Annotated in this window: 15 protein-coding genes and 3 pseudogenes; 10 read left to right on the forward strand and 8 right to left on the reverse strand. The window is 33.8% G+C overall.

What is annotated here, in order from left to right; translation table 11 throughout:
• Positions 1-230: 230 nt before the first annotated feature.
• The 3 genes and pseudogenes from AC1M36_RS27050 to AC1M36_RS27060 all read left to right on the forward strand — a co-directional run.
• A pseudogene (locus tag AC1M36_RS27050) lies at positions 231-605 on the forward strand (tubby C-terminal domain-like protein); the annotation flags it as partial.
• Between the two features lie 163 nt (positions 606-768).
• On the forward strand, positions 769-1,248 hold the full coding sequence (locus AC1M36_RS27055) for a GNAT family N-acetyltransferase (RefSeq protein WP_017154503.1): 480 nt from the start codon (positions 769-771) through the stop codon (positions 1,246-1,248).
• Positions 1,249-1,443: 195 nt separating this feature from the next.
• Positions 1,444-2,645, forward strand: a pseudogene (locus AC1M36_RS27060) (IS3 family transposase); the annotation flags it as partial.
• 99 nt (positions 2,646-2,744) lie between these two features.
• Here the strand turns inward: AC1M36_RS27060 and AC1M36_RS27065 are convergent.
• Positions 2,745-3,617, reverse strand: a complete 873-nt coding sequence (locus AC1M36_RS27065; protein ID WP_336454254.1) for an alpha/beta fold hydrolase — start codon at positions 3,615-3,617, stop codon at positions 2,745-2,747.
• A gap of 61 nt (positions 3,618-3,678) precedes the next feature.
• Positions 3,679-4,881 (reverse strand): macrolide family glycosyltransferase, encoded by a 1,203-nt coding sequence (locus tag AC1M36_RS27070; RefSeq protein WP_336454255.1) that lies wholly within the window; start codon positions 4,879-4,881, stop codon positions 3,679-3,681.
• A 341-nt stretch (positions 4,882-5,222) separates the two neighbouring features.
• On the opposite strand from AC1M36_RS27070, the gene AC1M36_RS27075 reads away from it, so the two are divergent.
• On the forward strand, positions 5,223-5,753 hold the full coding sequence (locus AC1M36_RS27075) for a GNAT family N-acetyltransferase (protein WP_336454256.1): 531 nt from the start codon (positions 5,223-5,225) through the stop codon (positions 5,751-5,753).
• 499 nt (positions 5,754-6,252) lie between these two features.
• Here AC1M36_RS27075 and AC1M36_RS27080 read toward each other — a convergent pair whose 3' ends face one another.
• Complete coding sequence (locus tag AC1M36_RS27080; RefSeq protein WP_336454257.1) at positions 6,253-6,939, reverse strand: IS6 family transposase; 687 nt, start codon at positions 6,937-6,939, stop codon at positions 6,253-6,255.
• A gap of 185 nt (positions 6,940-7,124) precedes the next feature.
• Positions 7,125-7,313: pseudogene (locus tag AC1M36_RS27085) on the reverse strand (Tn3 family transposase); the annotation flags it as partial.
• Positions 7,314-7,740: 427 nt separating this feature from the next.
• On the opposite strand from AC1M36_RS27085, the gene AC1M36_RS27090 reads away from it, so the two are divergent.
• Positions 7,741-8,223: an Rrf2 family transcriptional regulator gene (locus tag AC1M36_RS27090; RefSeq protein WP_479846451.1), complete on the forward strand. Its 483-nt coding sequence runs from the start codon at positions 7,741-7,743 to the stop codon at positions 8,221-8,223.
• Between the two features lie 321 nt (positions 8,224-8,544).
• Positions 8,545-9,927 (forward strand): MFS transporter, encoded by a 1,383-nt coding sequence (locus tag AC1M36_RS27095; protein WP_479846454.1) that lies wholly within the window; start codon positions 8,545-8,547, stop codon positions 9,925-9,927.
• A 240-nt stretch (positions 9,928-10,167) separates the two neighbouring features.
• Here AC1M36_RS27095 and AC1M36_RS27100 read toward each other — a convergent pair whose 3' ends face one another.
• From AC1M36_RS27100 to AC1M36_RS27110, 3 genes are all read right to left on the reverse strand, one after another.
• A complete protein-coding gene (locus AC1M36_RS27100; protein ID WP_336454259.1) occupies positions 10,168-10,749 on the reverse strand; it encodes a recombinase family protein in 582 nt (193 codons plus the stop codon).
• Between the two features lie 300 nt (positions 10,750-11,049).
• Positions 11,050-12,279 carry an FAD-dependent monooxygenase gene (locus AC1M36_RS27105; protein WP_336454260.1) on the reverse strand — a complete coding sequence of 410 codons (1,230 nt, stop codon included), beginning with the start codon at positions 12,277-12,279 and terminating at the stop codon, positions 11,050-11,052.
• A 124-nt stretch (positions 12,280-12,403) separates the two neighbouring features.
• A complete protein-coding gene (locus AC1M36_RS27110) occupies positions 12,404-12,541 on the reverse strand; it encodes a hypothetical protein (RefSeq protein ID WP_431613495.1) in 138 nt (45 codons plus the stop codon).
• A 144-nt stretch (positions 12,542-12,685) separates the two neighbouring features.
• Between AC1M36_RS27110 and AC1M36_RS27115 the strand changes: the two genes are divergently transcribed.
• The 4 genes from AC1M36_RS27115 (at position 12,686) to AC1M36_RS27130 (ending at position 16,155) form a co-directional block, all read left to right on the forward strand.
• Positions 12,686-13,375, forward strand: a complete 690-nt coding sequence (locus tag AC1M36_RS27115; protein WP_479846452.1) for an IS6 family transposase — start codon at positions 12,686-12,688, stop codon at positions 13,373-13,375.
• 374 nt (positions 13,376-13,749) lie between these two features.
• Positions 13,750-14,877 carry an IS200/IS605 family element RNA-guided endonuclease TnpB gene (tnpB, locus tag AC1M36_RS27120; protein ID WP_479846453.1) on the forward strand — a complete coding sequence of 376 codons (1,128 nt, stop codon included), beginning with the start codon at positions 13,750-13,752 and terminating at the stop codon, positions 14,875-14,877.
• A gap of 166 nt (positions 14,878-15,043) precedes the next feature.
• Positions 15,044-15,715, forward strand: a complete 672-nt coding sequence (locus tag AC1M36_RS27125; RefSeq protein WP_207996680.1) for a Crp/Fnr family transcriptional regulator — start codon at positions 15,044-15,046, stop codon at positions 15,713-15,715.
• Positions 15,716-15,789: 74 nt separating this feature from the next.
• On the forward strand, positions 15,790-16,155 hold the full coding sequence (locus AC1M36_RS27130; protein ID WP_017154573.1) for a carboxymuconolactone decarboxylase family protein: 366 nt from the start codon (positions 15,790-15,792) through the stop codon (positions 16,153-16,155).
• Positions 16,156-16,365: 210 nt separating this feature from the next.
• On the opposite strand, the gene AC1M36_RS27135 is transcribed toward AC1M36_RS27130, so the two are convergent.
• Positions 16,366-16,908 (reverse strand): AAA family ATPase, encoded by a 543-nt coding sequence (locus AC1M36_RS27135; RefSeq protein ID WP_336454652.1) that lies wholly within the window; start codon positions 16,906-16,908, stop codon positions 16,366-16,368.
• Between the last annotated feature and the right edge of the window lie 219 nt (positions 16,909-17,127).

Raw genomic sequence — 17,127 nt, forward strand, 5'->3', positions numbered from 1 at the left:
AATTGTTCTGTTTTCTTAATTCACAAAAATTTCAAAATTAAAATCTTCAAATGTTAATATTTGTTATATAATGAACTTGTCACAACAGTCATTAAGTAGTTCCCGATTGTGTCTATTGAAATATGTTTTATTACCCTTGCTTTCATTAAAACAAAAAGAACTTGTAGTGATTTCTACAAGTTCTTTTTGTTTTTCTAGTTAAACCTGAACGTTCTTTCTTCTTAAGTGGAGATTATTTTGTACAATTTGATGTTTTTACAAATGATGGACAGCTGCATTACCAAGTGAAGAAAATTCCAAGGTGGGGTAAAACACAATATTCACTGATAGACCATAAAACCTCAAAAACATATTCTATAACATATGAAAGTTGGCAAGTTATATCCCCTGAGCTTCTTATTAAATCTGATTCTTGTGAACTCACAGTAAAGAAAGCACCAATGGATTGGGCAAAATTTTATTATCGAGGTAAGGAAGTGGCAAGGTGGAGAATGAAGACATCAGAATGGTTTAAAACATACTTAGAGATAGAAGAGGATTCTCCTATACAAGAACCAGAATTTTTTACGGGTATTGCACAAATTCTGTTTTATGTCGGTGAGTAATTAACTTCCGCTTTTTGAGACGTTATGTTAATCTGGCATGTATAAAGTATACATTGTTCCTTGTTCAACAAACGATCCAGATAGTGGAAGAAGGGGTTTTCTTAAGAAGATAGAAGTAGTGTTAGTTAAGGAAGTTGCTGGGCTATGTGCGAGGTGATAATTTATGAGTATTAGTATAAGGAAGGCTACGAAAGCTGACTTTTCTGCAATTCAACAAGTTGCTCAAATATCATGGAAAAAGGCTTATAAAAATCTTATCCCTGTTCCAGTTCAAGAAAAGTATATAAAAACGGCTTATTCAATAGATCAGCTTCTTCACAAACTTGAAACAACAGTTTTTTTTGTAGGAGAAATAGAAAATGAAATTATTGCATTTGCTAACTTATATCGAAGTGAAAAAGAGAATGATCTTTCTTCCATATATGTCCATCCTAAATTTCAGTCAAAAGGATTAGGCAGCACTCTTTTAAAAAAAATAATAAATGAATTACAAAGTGGCGATGAATTAGTAGTCTATCTCGAAAAAGGTAATCATCAAGCGGAATTATTTTATCGGAAACAGGGATTTACTCATGTTGAAGAATTTAGTGAATCTTTCTTTGGTCATACCTTCAAAACGGTTAAAATGTCTGTATTTATTTAAATTTTAACTGTTCAAGAATCGGGCGCGATTGTTGAATAGAGGTACTGCCCCACATCCATCAACTCAAGCATTTAGGCTCTATTTTTAAAGGTAAAAGCACGTTATTCCTTCTCTTATATGAATGAGAAGGAATAACGTGCTTTTTATGAATACACATCCAAAACAAGAGTTATCTTTATTTGCTGAAGAATTGTATCGTTTATAAAATCCTATGCAAGTTACTCTGCACAGTTTAAACTAGACGTACTGAACTATATGAATGACCAAGGGACGTCATCGGATGAAGCAGCGGCAATTTTTAATATTCCTTCATCTGGTTTAATTCGTAAATGGAGAAAACAATTCGCATCACAAGGAACAGACGCCCTTATATCAAAGAAAGAGGGACGTTTAAACATGGTGAAGAAAACAAAAAAATCTACTACACCTATTAAAGGATCAATCGAAGAATTACAAGTAGAAGTAGAACGCTTACGAATGGAGAATGCATATTTAAAAAAGTTGAATGCCTTAGTTCAAAACAAGGAACAATTACAAAACAAGACAAAGTAAAAATAATTTTTGAATTAAGGGCTGAATTTCCTATACAGACAGTATTAAAATTTGCCTGCATTCCACGTAGTACATATTACTACTGGGTAAAAAAATGGAATGTCCCTGACAAAGATGCCGAACTAAAAACACTCATTCAAACTATTTATAATGAACATAAAGGACGTTATGGTTACCGACGTATTCGTGATGAGCTTATGAACCGTGGGTATCAGATCAATCATAAAAAGGTACAACGTATCATGAAAGAGTTGAGATTATCCTGTCTCGTTCGCGTGAAAAAATATCGCTCTTATAAAGGAAATGTTGGCAAGGTTGCTTCTAATATTTTAGAGCGTAATTTTCAAGCGGAAAAACCAAATGAAAAATGGGTTACGGATATCACAGAGTTTAAAATACTTGGAGAAAAGTTATATATGTCACCCATGTTAGATTTATTTAATGGAGAAATTATAACGTATACCATCTCTTCCAAACCAACCTATTCCCTGGTTTCCAACATGTTAAATCAAGCTTTGGAACGTTTAACAGAGGCCGATAGGCCCCTTATCCATTCTGATCAAGGTTGGCATTATCAAATGGAGAAATACCGTTGTTCCCTTACAAAACATGGCATTACACAAAGCATGTCACGGAAAGGGAATTGTTACGACAACGCAGTGATTGAGAATTTCTTTGGCATCATGAAATCTGAACTTCTTTATCTACAAGAATTTGAAAGTGTAGAACATTTTAAAAAAGAGTTGGCTAAGTATGTAGAATATTATAATCACAAACGAATTAAGGCAAAATTAAAAGGTATGAGTCCGGTGCAATACCGAACACATACCAAAGGGGCTGCCTAATAAAATAAGATGTCTAACTTTTTGGGGTCACTTCAATGTATGGTGACCCCTATGAGTGGAACAGCTAATGTAGCATCTGCAATGTGATACTAGAAATGCCTATTCGTTAAAAAATTTCAATACACGATTATTTATATATAGAGGATTCTCCATGGACATTAAATGGCCTACATCCCTCACCAATTCTACAGTTAGATTGGGTGATGAATTTTCAGCACATTTGAAAGCTTCTATTGGGTTATACATTACTTCATTCTCTCCTAACATTAACAGCATAGGCGTTTGAATTTCGGCTAACTCTTGATTCGTAAAAATATAAGGAAATCCCTGTTCTGTTGGAGTTTCATTTTTCACTGAATTATTCCACATCATTCCTGCTACCAATTGTTCTTGAATAAAAGGATGAATAGTGTATCGATTATCAAAAATCCACTCTAAAAATTTCTCGACCCCTTCCCTACTATTCATCATTCCTGAAGCATAGGAAAAAAACAAAGGATAAAAAGGAATATACGTTGCTGCAGGACTCATTATTACAGCATTTTTTACCTTCTCTGGAAAAAATGTCAAGAAGTTAACAGTATGCAAAGCACCATATGACAATCCTACAATGTTCGTGCTATTAATTTCTAATGTATGTAATACTTCTTTTAACCATAGTGCGTAACTTAAGCGATCTGTAAAGCCTTTTTTTGGAACACTTTTATTTTTATCTCCTAAAATATCAATGCACATTACTCTAAATTGTTTACTCCAGTGTAAAATATTTGAATACCACATTGTCGAACTCATTTTTGCTCCATGAAGTAATACGAGAGGTTGTGCTAATTTATTACCACTTTCAATAATATGAGTCTTCCCTTGAGATGTTTCTACAAAGTAAGATGAAAAACTAGTTGGCCATAATTTTAGACTTTTCTCATAAGATTGTAGATAGTTAGTTTCTTGATATTTTTGTTCTAAATTCTTCATTTTAGTTCCCTCCATGTAACTCATTTTCATAGTTCACTTTTAAAGTCACAGTAGTTTTGCCTTACTTAATACCCATTTTAAATTTAAAGGTTTCAATTTCATTGACTGCCTTGTTATATCCTCCAGCATTTTTTAAAGATTTCCCAATTCTATGGCTATTTTTTGTATAAATATGATTTGATAACACATGTATTGCTGTATTACGTAATATTTCTGGAGTAAGCAAATTACGATTTAACTGGACTCCGGCTTCTAATTCTTCTATTCTTTGAGCAACTATAGGCTGATCTCCCATTACTGGAATAACTAGCATAGGAACACCAAAATATAAGCTTTCACTGGAACTATTCATTCCCCCATGTGTAATAAATAGATCAGTATGTTGTAGAATGTCTAATTGAGGAACGTAATTATATAGATTAAAATTAGAAGGAATATTTTCTAATTGACTAATATCATTTTGTTCCCCTACAGCTAATATGACAGTAACCGGGCTATCTCGAAATGCTTCAAAACATGTGTGATAAAAGTCGGGTTGCTGGTTAAATACTGTTCCCATAGAAATAAAAATTAACTTGTTTCCCTTTTCCTGTTCTAAGGAAAAAGAATTTACATCTTTACGCTGTGCAATAGAAGTCCCGACAAATATATAAGAATCATCAAATTCCTCTACATTTGGTTGATACAATTTTGATGTATATACAATTGTAATATCCCCCGGGCATGTCATCACATTTTGTTTTTCATTAAGGGTAATGCCATAAATATCTTCCCATTTTTTCAAAATATACATGACTTCCTGATATAAAGGAGATTTTTTATTTTCTTCTCCATGATTTTTCATAAGAGTAGAGGCTATCTTTTTAGTAATGGAAAATGTTGTACATGAAGAAATTTTAGGTAATTGTAATACTTCTGCTATGATCCATCCAACAGCAAAATTATTATCATATATAACATAATCGTATTCTTCTTCTTTTACTTCCTCTAAAATTATCTCTATTATTTTATCCATGGATTTTACTATGTGTAACAATAGTTCTTGAGAATCTATTTGCCCACTCATTCTTTTTACCATGTCTATTTGTGATATGAAATTTTCATATGGTCGAAACAAAGCTCCTGTATTCTCTATTTTACTTCTATACTCTTCTACGCAATAGTAAATAACTTCCTCACCTCTTTTTATTAGTTCTTCGACAAGTGCAATTGTCGGATTAATATGTCCTTCTCCTGGAAAATTAAACATTAGAACTTTTGCCATATTATTGTTCCTCCCCTAAAGTTTAAATAACTATTCTATTATTACTAATATCAATCACGTACTGATATTTGAAGTAAAGGTAAAGATTTTCTCTTTGAATAAATTTTTACTAAATATCCTTTCTATTCAAGAGTTTTTCTCCTTTCATTTTAATAAAATCACTTGTGCTATTACATGGAAGAAACAATTAAGAAACAAAGTTGATATAAAAAATCACATAATTCCCGCTCTCTATTTCTCTCATGTATAATAAAAAATAACTAAGAGTAGAAAGGGCTGAATTATGCGCAGATATCAATATTTTTAATCTACCCATCACCAATATAATGGAGGTAAAAGTATTGATTACAGAATTATACACACAAAGATTACATTTAAGAAAAACAGAAGAATCCGATTCATTAAATTTATTTAAAATATGGTCTGATCCAGATGTTACGAAATTTATGAATATTATTAATTTCACTACTGAGAATCAAGCAAAAGACATGATTAAATTTCTAAACGATCTGGCTCAAAGTAATAAAGCACTCCGATTTACTATTATCGAAGCAAAATCTAATCAAATTATTGGTTCATGTGGTTATAATTTCTTAGATTTTGAAAACTCCAAAGCTGAGATTGGTTATGATATTTCAAAAGCATTTTGGGGCAAAGGATATGCACCTGAAGCAATCTCAGCTTTATTAGACTATGCATTTACTGATTTAAAGCTAAACCGCATTGAAGCAAAGGTTGAACCTGCAAATCTAAATTCTATAAGCGTGTTAAAAAAATTAAAATTCACATTAGAAGGAACCTTAAGAAAAAGTGAAAAATCAAATGGAAAATTCATCGATTTAAGTATCTATTCGAAACTAATAACTGATTGATTGTACTCTCTCCCCCTATACTTCATTGAAGTATAGGGCCTTTTTATTCCTTAATAAAATTAAAATTATAAATCAATAAAAAATTGATTTCGTTTCTAGTTACTAACCTACAACTCAAAACTCTTTATAAAGGTACACTTTTATAGGCATATCAAATGCTCCCTACATCTTTGAACACGTAATAATAAAAAGCGAACCAAAGGGTGTACCTTTTGATACTGTACAAACAAATTAGTAATAAATTTCTCAATAGGGATATTGCCACTATTTTTAGTTATAATATTCAAAATTAACAGTTAATGTAATATGATAAAAAAGTGATGGTTATCACCCTATTTGTTTCTCCTTATGTCAATGATAAGACCGAGTTCTTGGTCTTATCTTTTTTATTTATATATTTTCTTGGAGGATGAATGGGTAGATGGAATATGTGTAAAATTTGAGGTTCTGTTGCGAAGTTTTGTTAAGGTTAAGTGGTGACAACAAAAAGTTGTATATTTTATGCGATTGTTAGTAGCTCCTGTAATTCATTGTATGTCGAAAAACCGAAATCTGAGCCAAGACTTCGGTTTCGTTTATATAAAGCATGAATGGTTTCGATGCCTTTCAAGGTACGGGAAGTGTGGCGAAGATTTTGAAATCCTGCGGATTTGGAAAAACATCGCTTCACATGCCTATGGTCCTGTTCAATGAGATTGTTCAAATGCTTGCTTGTACAATGAGTTGTATGTATATAAAAACCTTGTTCTCTTAATTTGTTAAATGCGCAAAGTAATGCTGGTGCTTTGTCTGTAGTGAGAACCGCTGGTTCTCTAAACGTTTTGACTAATCTTTTCATAAAGGCATAGGCAGCCTGATGATCCCGTTTTTTACGAAGTTGAATATCCAATGTGTGCCCATCTTTATCAATTGCACGATATAAATAACACCATTTTCCTTTGACTTTTATATAGGTTTCATCTAGTTTCCAAGATAATGGAACGTTTTTATTTTTCTTCTTCCAAATTTGATAGATAAGATTTCTATATTCATGAACCCAGCGCACGATGGTTGTTGGGTGAACCGAAACACCACGCTCTTTCAAGATTTCAGATACATCACGATAACTTAAAGAAAAACGACAATAGTAGCCGACGGCTACCAAAATAATATCCTTTTTAAACTGTTTTCCTTTAAAATACCCCATATATCATTCTCCTGCTCACACTTTTTCTACAGGTTATCTCAGTTTAGAAATCTTTGCAACAGAACCTCTTTTAATCTACGATATAGGGGTTACACAACCGAAAAAAGAAAATTGTACGTTAAGGAATATTTTTACATGTTGTTAAGAAATAAAAAACACAGGGAAAATGATTTTCCCTGTGTTTTTTATTTCTTCTTTATTCTATTTTTTCGTAATGGACGTAAGTTTTCAAAATTCACTTTTTGATTTAAATTCCAAATATAATCACCAGTAAGTGCAATATGTTCCCAGCCTAATGGAGAGATGTGTTGAATATATTCCTCTGGAATATGAATGCCATTATTCCGCAATGTTTCAATTGCAAGAGAGATATAAGGGGGCTCAGGTGTTTTTTCCACTGAGCTCCTAATGGGGTTATATGGTAATAAAATATAATACATCAATAAATTTCGAATATTTTTTTTGAAATTTACAGGCTTGTAGGATATACCCTTGATATATATACATATGTGATAGAATAAAAAGCTTATTGAAACTTGCATTTCCTCATGAATTCTACATAAAAGAACTTTAAAAAAAACATTTATAACTTGAATTTTTTAGTATTATTCTCACTAGGATGTTATAAGAATAGCTATTCCCTTTCTTTATTACCCTTTTTTTGAAGTTTAATTGATTGATTTTTTGGAAAAAAATTCTTAAAATTCCCATTTATAAATTGACTGTATACCTTTTTAGGATTAGAATCATTTATGGATAATAATTATCCATAAATGATTCTGTTGTAAGGATGGTTAATTTATGCGCATAAAATCTGGAATGGAACAAGCTGTTTATACTTTACTTTTGTTAACAAGAGTACCTGACCGTAATACTCTAACTTCCGAAGCAATAAGTGAACGTTTAGATGTATCCCCATCTTATTTGAAGAAGTTAATGAGATTACTGGTACAGGCCGGGTTAGTAGAATCAATAACAGGAACGAAAGGAGGATTTTCATTAGCAAGATCTCCAAAAGAGATTACTTTGTATGATATTTTCCAAGCAGTCGAAGGAAGAGGCGCTTTTTTTCAGGGAAAAGGCATGGCTCTGTCTGTTTTTGATTCAAAAGAAACTCATCCTCAAGAAGACTGTGTTTTAGCAAGGGTTATGAAAAAAGTAGAGGATAAGTGGGCTCAAGCTATGAGTGAAGAAACATTAACAACATTAATGGAGCAGATCGAAGAATTTTATGATGTAGAAAAAGTAGACGAGTGGATACATGAGAAGACGTTGATAAACTAAAGTTTTCATAACACCGAATTATCACTTATTTCTACAGGTATACCATAATTTCTTTTAAAGGATTGTGAATTCTAATGCAATCCAAACGAAGCAAGAATAACAATCCTATTGAATTTATGTTTTAAGCATTAGGATTGTTATATTAAATTAAAAATTCCAAAATGTATCACTGCCTTATCGTGTAAATCTCTTAATAGAATGGGTTATGTACATACATAATCCATTTCTATTCTCCTTACACTTTAATTGACCTTGTGTAATAAAATTTTTATAACTGAATGGAGGGTTTGATTAGAAATGAAATTACAACGTGCTGACAATATAAACATGGAAGCATCTAAGGTTGAAGTGCAACCATCCGCTAGCATTTGGAAACTTGTTATCCTGGCAATGGGATTCGTAATGGCAACCCTTGATACAACGGTAGTAAATGTGGCAATTGCAGATATTCAAAGCTCTCTTGAAATTAATCTTACTGGAATTACGTGGGTTGTAGATGGCTATATCCTAACATTTGCTTCTTTTTTACTTGCGGGAGGTTCACTAGCCAATCGCTATGGTGCAAAAAATATTTATATACTTGGTTTAGGTTTCTTTATATTTGCATCACTATTATGTGCTACAGCACAGACCGCAAATATTCTTATAGCAGCTCGCCTTCTTCAAGGTGCTGGAGCAGCATTATTTATGCCAAGTTCTCTTAGTCTACTTGCACTTTCTTATACAGATGAGAAACAAAGAGCCAAAATGTTTGGTATCTGGGCAGCCATAGTCTCTACATCTGCCGGCATAGGTCCTTTTGTTGGTGGGGTTCTAGTAAATTTGGCTGGATGGCAGAGTATCTTTATTATTAATCTTCCAATTGGTATTATTGCCCTATTTTTTACTTACAAGATTATTTCTCAGTCACCTCCCGTACAGAGTGAACTAAACCTTATTAGTCATGTTTTAGGCATTATTACATTAGCTGGTTTGTGTTTTACCCTAATTGAAGGTCCTTCAATGGGTTGGTTCTCTCTTCCAATTGTTAGTTCAGTCATTATAGCACTTTTAACTGCAATTCTTTTTGTTGTAAGAGAACGTAAGACAGAAAATCAAATAATTCCAAGCCAGTTATTTAAGAATCCTCCTTTCTCTGCGGCAAATATGGTAGGGTTTTTGCTTAACTTCTCTCTTTTTGGTGGCGTCTTTATGCTGAGTCTATTCTTACAAGAAGCTCGTGGTTCAAGTCCTTTTATAGCAGGATTACAGTTATTACCTATGATGGCGGTTTTCGTGGTAGGTAACCTTTTATTTGCTAAAGTAGCTACCCGTTTAGGTTCAAGACTACCTATGCTCGTGGCTTTATTTACAGCAGGAATTGGCTCATTGTTATTGGTGATCTTCATTTCGCCATCTATGCCATATTGGTTATTAGCAGTAATTTTCTCAATAATCAATTTAGGAGTAGGTGTAACCGTTCCTGCAATGACTGCAACGGTTATGCAAGCAGCAGGGCCATCTCATGCAAATATGGCCGGAGCTACATTAAATGCGAATCGACAAATTGGTGCTTTGGTTGGTGTAGCAGTTATGGGCGTTATCATTCATTTATCAGGAGGCTGGTATAATAGTGCAAGTAATACATTCATAACTATGAATATCGCTTATTTAACAGCAGCATTTTTAGTGTGGCGTTTCATTCGAACAGAAACTAAATCATAATTCAATAACTGTATCATAGTACATATGTTAATTATTACTGACTAAAATTTTAATTTATAGAGATAGACAAAAAACAATATAAAGAGTTTGAATATTGGTAATATAAATAAAAAAACAAATTTTTCTATACATTTTTCTTCTAATTAAACCAAATAAGGTTTAGTTAGGGGTCACACGACCGAAAAAAGAAAATTGTATGCTAAGTAATATTTTTATATAAAAAGACGATTCTTTTCTATATTAAAGAGTCGTCTTTTCATCTTTTTTCAATTCTCTTAATTTCCGATATAAAGCAGCTTGACTTACACCTGTGATGGCGCAAATTTCTTTAATTGTTTTCTTTGTTTGTTGGCGTAATTCAATTGCATGGTTCATCCCTGCATGTTGTTCTGTATATTTTTTTATTCTACCCTGATACACTCCTTTTTGTTTTGCAAGTTTAATTCCAGCAATTTGTTTTTCCTTAATCATTTCTCGATCTAACTCACTAAAGGCTGACATAACTGTTAAAAAGAATTTTCCTGTTGGGGTTCTTGTATCAATTCCTAAATTTAAAACTGCGAAGTGGACACCTTTTTTACGAAGATATTCAACAAATTGTAGCAATTGAATTGTATTCCGTCCTAGTCGATCCATTCTTGTTACAACGAGTGTATCTCCTTTTATTAATTGCGAAAGTAAATCATCTAATTCTATTTTTTCTTGACTTACACCACTGATTTTTTCTTTAACAATCTTATCAACTCCATATTTTAGAAGTTGTTCTATTTGTGTATCTAAATTTTGATCTTGTGTACTGACACGAGCATATCCATATATCATTTTTTCACCTTTGTCCTCTTTATTTTTGATAAGTGTTATTGATAGTCTGTGAACCCTTAATTATCAAGGGGACAAATTCTTATCAATAGGGTGTACCCTATTGATAAGAAAAAATAGACTGATCGGTTTTTACCGTTCAGTCTATTTTTAATTACCTTACTCCAGAAAAGCGCCCGTTTGTTGAACAAGATTATGTTAATAATTGCAGCCATTTATGTTCTGGCTCTTGTGATTGTATTGCTTTTCGTAGCCAATTTTTATTTTCATCATCAAGACAATCTTGAGACAGCAAGAACAAAATTATTCTTCATTGAAAATAAATGCAGGGTTAATGCTTATAGGATTTTTCATGACAAATAGCTTCTTCTGGATCATCGAAAAAAGGAGAGTCTTGAAAGCAGCAGATACGATGTATGGTCGGATCCCTTTCACAAATTTTGACGAAGTAAAAAACAAATTTCCCATTCGCTCTTGAATTTGGTGAATTTCCTCAATCTCCTCACTTCGAATTTCTTGGACTCTACAGAGAACTTTAGCTGAGACATCACATTTTTGTAGCGCATCCCAAATAACATCAGCCGCCACAGCTGCTGTCGTTACTGCTAAAGAAACTCCTATTGCTCCTACAGGAGATGAACAATGAGCAGCATCACCGATCAGCAAGCAGCCATTCTTTGCCCACGTTTTAACCATATGATTTTTAGCTTGAAGTGGTACGAATGGTTTAAAGTCAACCAAAGATTCAGCAAATTCATGAAATCCTTTGTTAGCATGCATAATTTCCTGACGAAAATTTTCTATCCCTTGACGCTGTGTTTCTTTCCATTCACCCCGTGGTAAAGCAATGCCTACTTGAAGTAAATTAGGGTATTTCGGCAGTGTTATATAGCTGTGTCCCTCTGTGATTTTAAATCGTAATTCTTCTCCCCAATGAGAAGGCCGTTTTACACTGAACCAGATTAGATCACCAGGATAATGTTGATATTCTAATTCAAAACCACCTAAACGACGAATCGTGGAAAACCGTCCATCAGCTCCGACTACTATTTTCGCCTGAATCTCAAGCAACTCTTTATTTTCCCCATCAACAACCACTCCTGTTACTGTTCCATCCTTCTCGAGCAGTTTTTTTACCGGGGCATGAAACATCATATCAAACGTTGGATATTCCTTTGCTTTTTTGTACAGTGCTTGAAGTAAAATAGGCTGAGGAATCCAGAGAGCATAAGGTGCTTCTGCAATCATGGAAGTAAAATCAAAGTCACCTTTCTTTTTATCATAATGATAAAATGCACCTTTCTTTAGCTTAGAATGAGGCAATTGTTCGATATACTCGCGTAATTTCAATTGATTAAGCAATTGAATAAAACGAGGCTGAAGCACTTCTCCACGGTATTCACGATCAAAATTATCGTGGCTCTCCAAGACGATTACTTGAACACCAACCTTAGCCAGTAATAAGCCCAACATCATACCTGCTGGTCCTCCACCAACAACAATGACATCCTTTTGTAATTTTTTATCAATCATTACACATATTTCCTCCCTGTATTTAAATATCGACATGGAATTATATGAAAAAAATCGATGTAATGCTTGCTTTTGTTATTCAAGAATATGGCCCGATTGCTGAATAAGCCATAAATAAATTTTGTTAATCAACAGCTTCTTCTTTTTTATTGACTTTGAACTCTCTAACTGATTCTAGCAAACTGTCAGATTTCCTTTCTTCGAGGTCTTCAAGAAAGTCAATAAATTCCCCTTCGCCATTTTTATCTCCAAAATATTCCATTAAGTCATTGAGTTCCCATTCAATAGTCTCTAAATCTTGGGTTGAACAGGTGGGTTTTGGTGCAAAAACTTCAGGGAAATTGCAAATAATCTCTAAATCTTGGACATACTGATACTATTACTCTAAAAAAGGTGTGTGATCGGTATGAAAAAGGAAAATTTGTTCAAATGGAAGCACTATCAACCTGATATTATCTTATTAACGGTAAGATGGTACCTACGGTACAATCTAAGTTTTCGTGATTTGGTGGAAATGATGGAGGAACGAGGTTTGTCTATTGCTCACACCACTATTATGCGCTGGGTGCATCAATATGGACCTGAATTAGATGAAAGAGTACGACGTCATCTTAAGACAACAAATGATTCCTGGAGAGTCGATGAAACGTATGTGAAAGTAAAAGGGCAATGGATGTATTTATATCGCGCAGTCGATTCAGACGGAAATACCATTGATTTTTATCTAAGTGAATCAAGAGATAAACAAGCAGCCAAGCGCTTTTTCAAGAAAGCCTTGGCTGCTTCTCATATTTGTAAACCTCGCGTAATAACAGTAGATAAGAACCCTGCCTATCCTGTAGCAATTCAAGAACTAAAAGAAGAGAAACGTATGCCTAAAGGCATACAACTAAGGCAAGTTAAATATCTCAATAATATAGTGGAACAAGATCACCGTTTCATTAAGAAACGTGTACGTTCTATGTTAGGATTCAAGTCATATGAAACAGCTACTTCTATATTGAGTGGCGTTGAAACCATGCATATGATGAAAAAAGGACAACTTCACTTACAGGTGAAGTCTGCCCAAAATGAAGTTAGATTCATACATAAATGATTTGGAATTGCATCATAATCTACCATTGAACAGTCTATGCAGGTTTCTATGCCTCTATCAAATGATTTTTGCACCAGAACCATATTGACTCATATATCTCACCATCCATATAGATTTCTAAGTTCTCTAGATACATATGATTGTGATACCATATTTCGAATTTGTACCAGAAAAATTACAATATAGAAGCATTTAGAAAAAAAGAAATCCACCCTTTCTGGTATTATTTTATCATTTTCCGACAGAAGACTCCTTCCTCAAAAATGTGAAGGTGTGAAAACACCAATTTTAGGTGGGAGATGAATGTCGGTAGGCGTAAGCCTACTTTTTTTAGTATACTGTAGGTATCCTACGAAAAAAGTGAGGTGCAACCCATGTTAGTAAATAAGGCATATAAATTTCGTATCTATCCAAATAAGGTACAAGAAATATTAATTGCTAAAACCATTGGGTGTAGTCGCTTTGTATTTAACCATTTTCTTGCTCTCTGGAATGACACCTATAAAGAGACAGGAAAAGGATTAACCTATCCTTCTTGCTCTGCCGAGCTTACTCAATTAAAAAAGCAACAGGATACACTTTGGTTAAAAGAAGTAGATAGTATTGCTCTTCAATCCACATTAAAAAACCTCGCAGATGCTTTTTCGCGTTTTTTTAAGAAACAAAATGATATTCCACGATTCAAATCTAAAAACAATAAGGTTCAATCCTACACAACAAAGCAAACGAACGGCAATATTGCGATTGTAGGTAACAAAATGAAATTACCGAAACTTGGCCTTATTCGCTTTGCCAAAAGTCGTGAAGTAGAAGGTCGTATTCTACATGCAACGATTCGACGTAACCCAAGTGGTACATACTTTGTATCTATCCTTGTCGAAACAGAGATACAAGAAATGCTTAAAACGGAATCCACTTGTGGAATGGACGTTGGGTTAAAAGATTTTGCTATTCTTTCTGATGGAACAACATATAAGAACCCTAAATTCTTCCGTATATTAGAAGAAAAGTTAGCAAAAGCACAGCATATCCTTTCCAGAAGAACGAAAGGTTCTTCGAACTGGAACAAGCAGCGTGTGAAAGTTGCAAGAATCCATGAACATATTGCCAATGCAAGAGCTGATTACTTACATAAACTCTCTACTGAAATCATCAAAAACCACGATGTCATCGGTATAGAAAACTTACAAGTCAGTAACCTGCTCAAAAATGGAAAGCTTGCAAAAGCAATTAGTGAAGTATCTTGGTCACAATTTCGAACGATGTTGGAATATAAAGCAAAATGGTATGGCAAACAAGTTGTTGTGGTATCTAAAACATTTGCTTCTAGTCAGTTATGTTCCAATTGTGGATACAAGAATAAAAACGTTAAAAATCTAATAATTCGTGAGTGGAATTGCCCTTCTTGTGGCACACATCACGATAGAGATAGGAATGCAGCGATCAACCTGAGAAACGAAGCAATTCGTCTCTTAACCGTAGGAACTACGGGGATAGCCTAATCCATTAGAGTTCGATAGAACTCTGTACTTAGGAACCTCCCACTTCAAACAGTCCGTAAGGACGTTAAGTGGTGAGTAGTTCAATAATCCGTTAAGCAACAAAAAAGTTGTTTAATTTACCATAAAGTCGTTTAAACATGGATTTAATAAAGATTAGGAGGAACAAATGATCAGTAAACTAAATCAAGTTATAAAATGTTTCCCTTGCCTGTCCTCTATTGAAGCTAAGGAATGGAATAGAACTGATATTTCTATAGTGCAAGTTCCAACCACTCCTGTAGCTTTTGCAAGGGGGCATCGCTTACACCATGCTATTTTTATTTTGGATGGCTGTGTACGCATTTATAGGGTTGGAGAAAATGGCAGGGAGATAACCCTCTATCGGGTTCAGAGCGGCGGCGTTTGTTTAATGATGATAGCTAGCATATTGGGTGATTTAGATTATGAGGCTTTTGCCGCAGTCGAAAGTGATGTTGAAGCCTTAATCATACCGGCCGAAACTTTTCGGAACTGGATACATACATACGATTCGTTAAGCAGATTTATATACGGATTATTTATTCGTAAAATGTCAACTGTGACTCAGCTTGTAGAAGAAATTGCTTTTAAAGGGATAGACGATCGGATTGCAGATTATCTCATTAAACATACCTCTCTGTATTCCGACGAGATAATCATAACCCACGAGAAGTTGTCTATTGAGTTAGGTACAGCACGGGAAGTTGTTAGCCGAACACTAAAGAAGTTCGAGAAGGAGGGACTTCTTACTTTACATCGCGGAAAAATCGTAAACATCCAACGAAAGGCTCTACAACAAAAATTTAGCCGTTTTCTGTGATATAGTTACAGAAATCCTCCTCTTTCAGATTATATGATAATGGGGACAATATTCATTAAGGAAGGAAGATCCCCATGGAAAATCTAAACGGTCTTTACAAAGGAGACGATATTCTTTATCGAAATTCTTATTTAAAACGAATTAATGAGCTTATAAAAATGGCACCAGCATCCTCAAAAGCTTTTTTAACATTTGAGAAGGAAGCGTTTGTATCTGGATTAATACCAACGAAAACAAAGGAACTTATTGCGATTGCGGTGGCTCATACGACTGGTTGTCCCTATTGTATTGATGTTCATGTAAACAAGTATAAGAAATATGGGGGAACTATGGAAGAGGTTTTGGAGGCAATTATCGTTGCATCTGCAGTAAAAGCCGGAGCAGCCTTGAGTCACGGTGTAAATGCCTTAAATGCGTATGAGAAAAACAATATGCTATAGTATATAGTGAAGTATCTTACATTAAAAATTAAATGTAGTGTAGTGTTTCTAAAATAAACTATAGTCATTAAACATAGCAAAAATCCCTGATTTCAATCAAAAAGCAGGGATTTTTTCCATTTTAATGCACTTAGGGAAATGAATAAACTATTATTGCTTATTCATAAAAAGCCCGTTAGAACATTAACGTTGCACCCTATGTAATTGGTCCTATCGACTTGAAATTACCTCGTATATTTTATCTCCAACTTTAGATACTGATAGTGTGCCATCCACAATGATGTCCGAATTCGGTTTAATGGTCTTTAGCATTTCAAGATAGCCCCGCCTACCTTGTGAAATGTAGTTTTCCATTTCAATCAAAATACTTTCATTAGAACTATTTCTAAAATCTCTTATTACTCGACGTGCCATTGCAATATCTAATGGAGTATCAATAAACACAGTTAAATCAATCAATTTACTTGTTTTAGAGTGTTTATAAGCAAACGGAAAATCAAGCAAAATGTAATCTAAAGGTTCAGAGAGTAATCCTTTTAAATCTCTAATTAAGGGAGCTAAGTTCCATTCGTCATAATTAGCTCCCTTATCAACCCAATCAATAATGTCATTAGGACCATCAAAATCATAGTCATCAAAAAATAGTGTTTTAGAATTATGTAATCTTTCGTTTAAATGTTTTGCAATTGTTGATTTCCCTCCACCAGAGACTCCAGCAATGGCAATAACAAGTGGTAGCTTTTCTTTATTCATAACATTCGCCCCTATTTTTAAATGGTCTTCTTTTAGAAACCTGCCCCGTTATTTCAATAACATAGGTTCTTGTACTTCTTGGGGTCCCGCCACACATCCATCAACTTAAGGATTTGGACTATTCTTGAAGTTAAAAGCACGTTACCATTCTCTTATATTAATGAGAAAGGGTGACGTGCTTTTTATGAATATGCATCAAAAACAAGAGTTGTCTTTATT

It is taken from the genome of Bacillus sp. Medicinal_06, assembly GCF_056711665.1.

Bases quoted from the DNA above. Each gene is read 5' to 3' on its own strand.
- AC1M36_RS27055 (WP_017154503.1), top strand. From the start codon at position 769: ATGAGTATTAGTATAAGGAAGGCTACGAAAGCTGACTTTTCTGCAATT.
- AC1M36_RS27065 (WP_336454254.1), bottom strand. From the start codon at position 3,617: ATGAAGAATTTAGAACAAAAATATCAAGAAACTAACTATCTACAATCT.
- AC1M36_RS27070 (WP_336454255.1), bottom strand. From the start codon at position 4,881: ATGGCAAAAGTTCTAATGTTTAATTTTCCAGGAGAAGGACATATTAAT.
- AC1M36_RS27080 (WP_336454257.1), bottom strand. From the start codon at position 6,939: ATGGGGTATTTTAAAGGAAAACAGTTTAAAAAGGATATTATTTTGGTA.
- AC1M36_RS27090 (WP_479846451.1), top strand. From the start codon at position 7,741: ATGCGCATAAAATCTGGAATGGAACAAGCTGTTTATACTTTACTTTTG.
- AC1M36_RS27100 (WP_336454259.1), bottom strand. From the start codon at position 10,749: ATGATATATGGATATGCTCGTGTCAGTACACAAGATCAAAATTTAGAT.
- AC1M36_RS27105 (WP_336454260.1), bottom strand. From the start codon at position 12,279: ATGATTGATAAAAAATTACAAAAGGATGTCATTGTTGTTGGTGGAGGA.
- AC1M36_RS27110 (WP_431613495.1), bottom strand. From the start codon at position 12,541: ATGGAATATTTTGGAGATAAAAATGGCGAAGGGGAATTTATTGACTTT.
- AC1M36_RS27115 (WP_479846452.1), top strand. From the start codon at position 12,686: ATGAAAAAGGAAAATTTGTTCAAATGGAAGCACTATCAACCTGATATT.
- tnpB (WP_479846453.1), top strand. From the start codon at position 13,750: ATGTTAGTAAATAAGGCATATAAATTTCGTATCTATCCAAATAAGGTA.
- AC1M36_RS27125 (WP_207996680.1), top strand. From the start codon at position 15,044: ATGATCAGTAAACTAAATCAAGTTATAAAATGTTTCCCTTGCCTGTCC.
- AC1M36_RS27130 (WP_017154573.1), top strand. From the start codon at position 15,790: ATGGAAAATCTAAACGGTCTTTACAAAGGAGACGATATTCTTTATCGA.
- AC1M36_RS27135 (WP_336454652.1), bottom strand. From the start codon at position 16,908: ATGAATAAAGAAAAGCTACCACTTGTTATTGCCATTGCTGGAGTCTCT.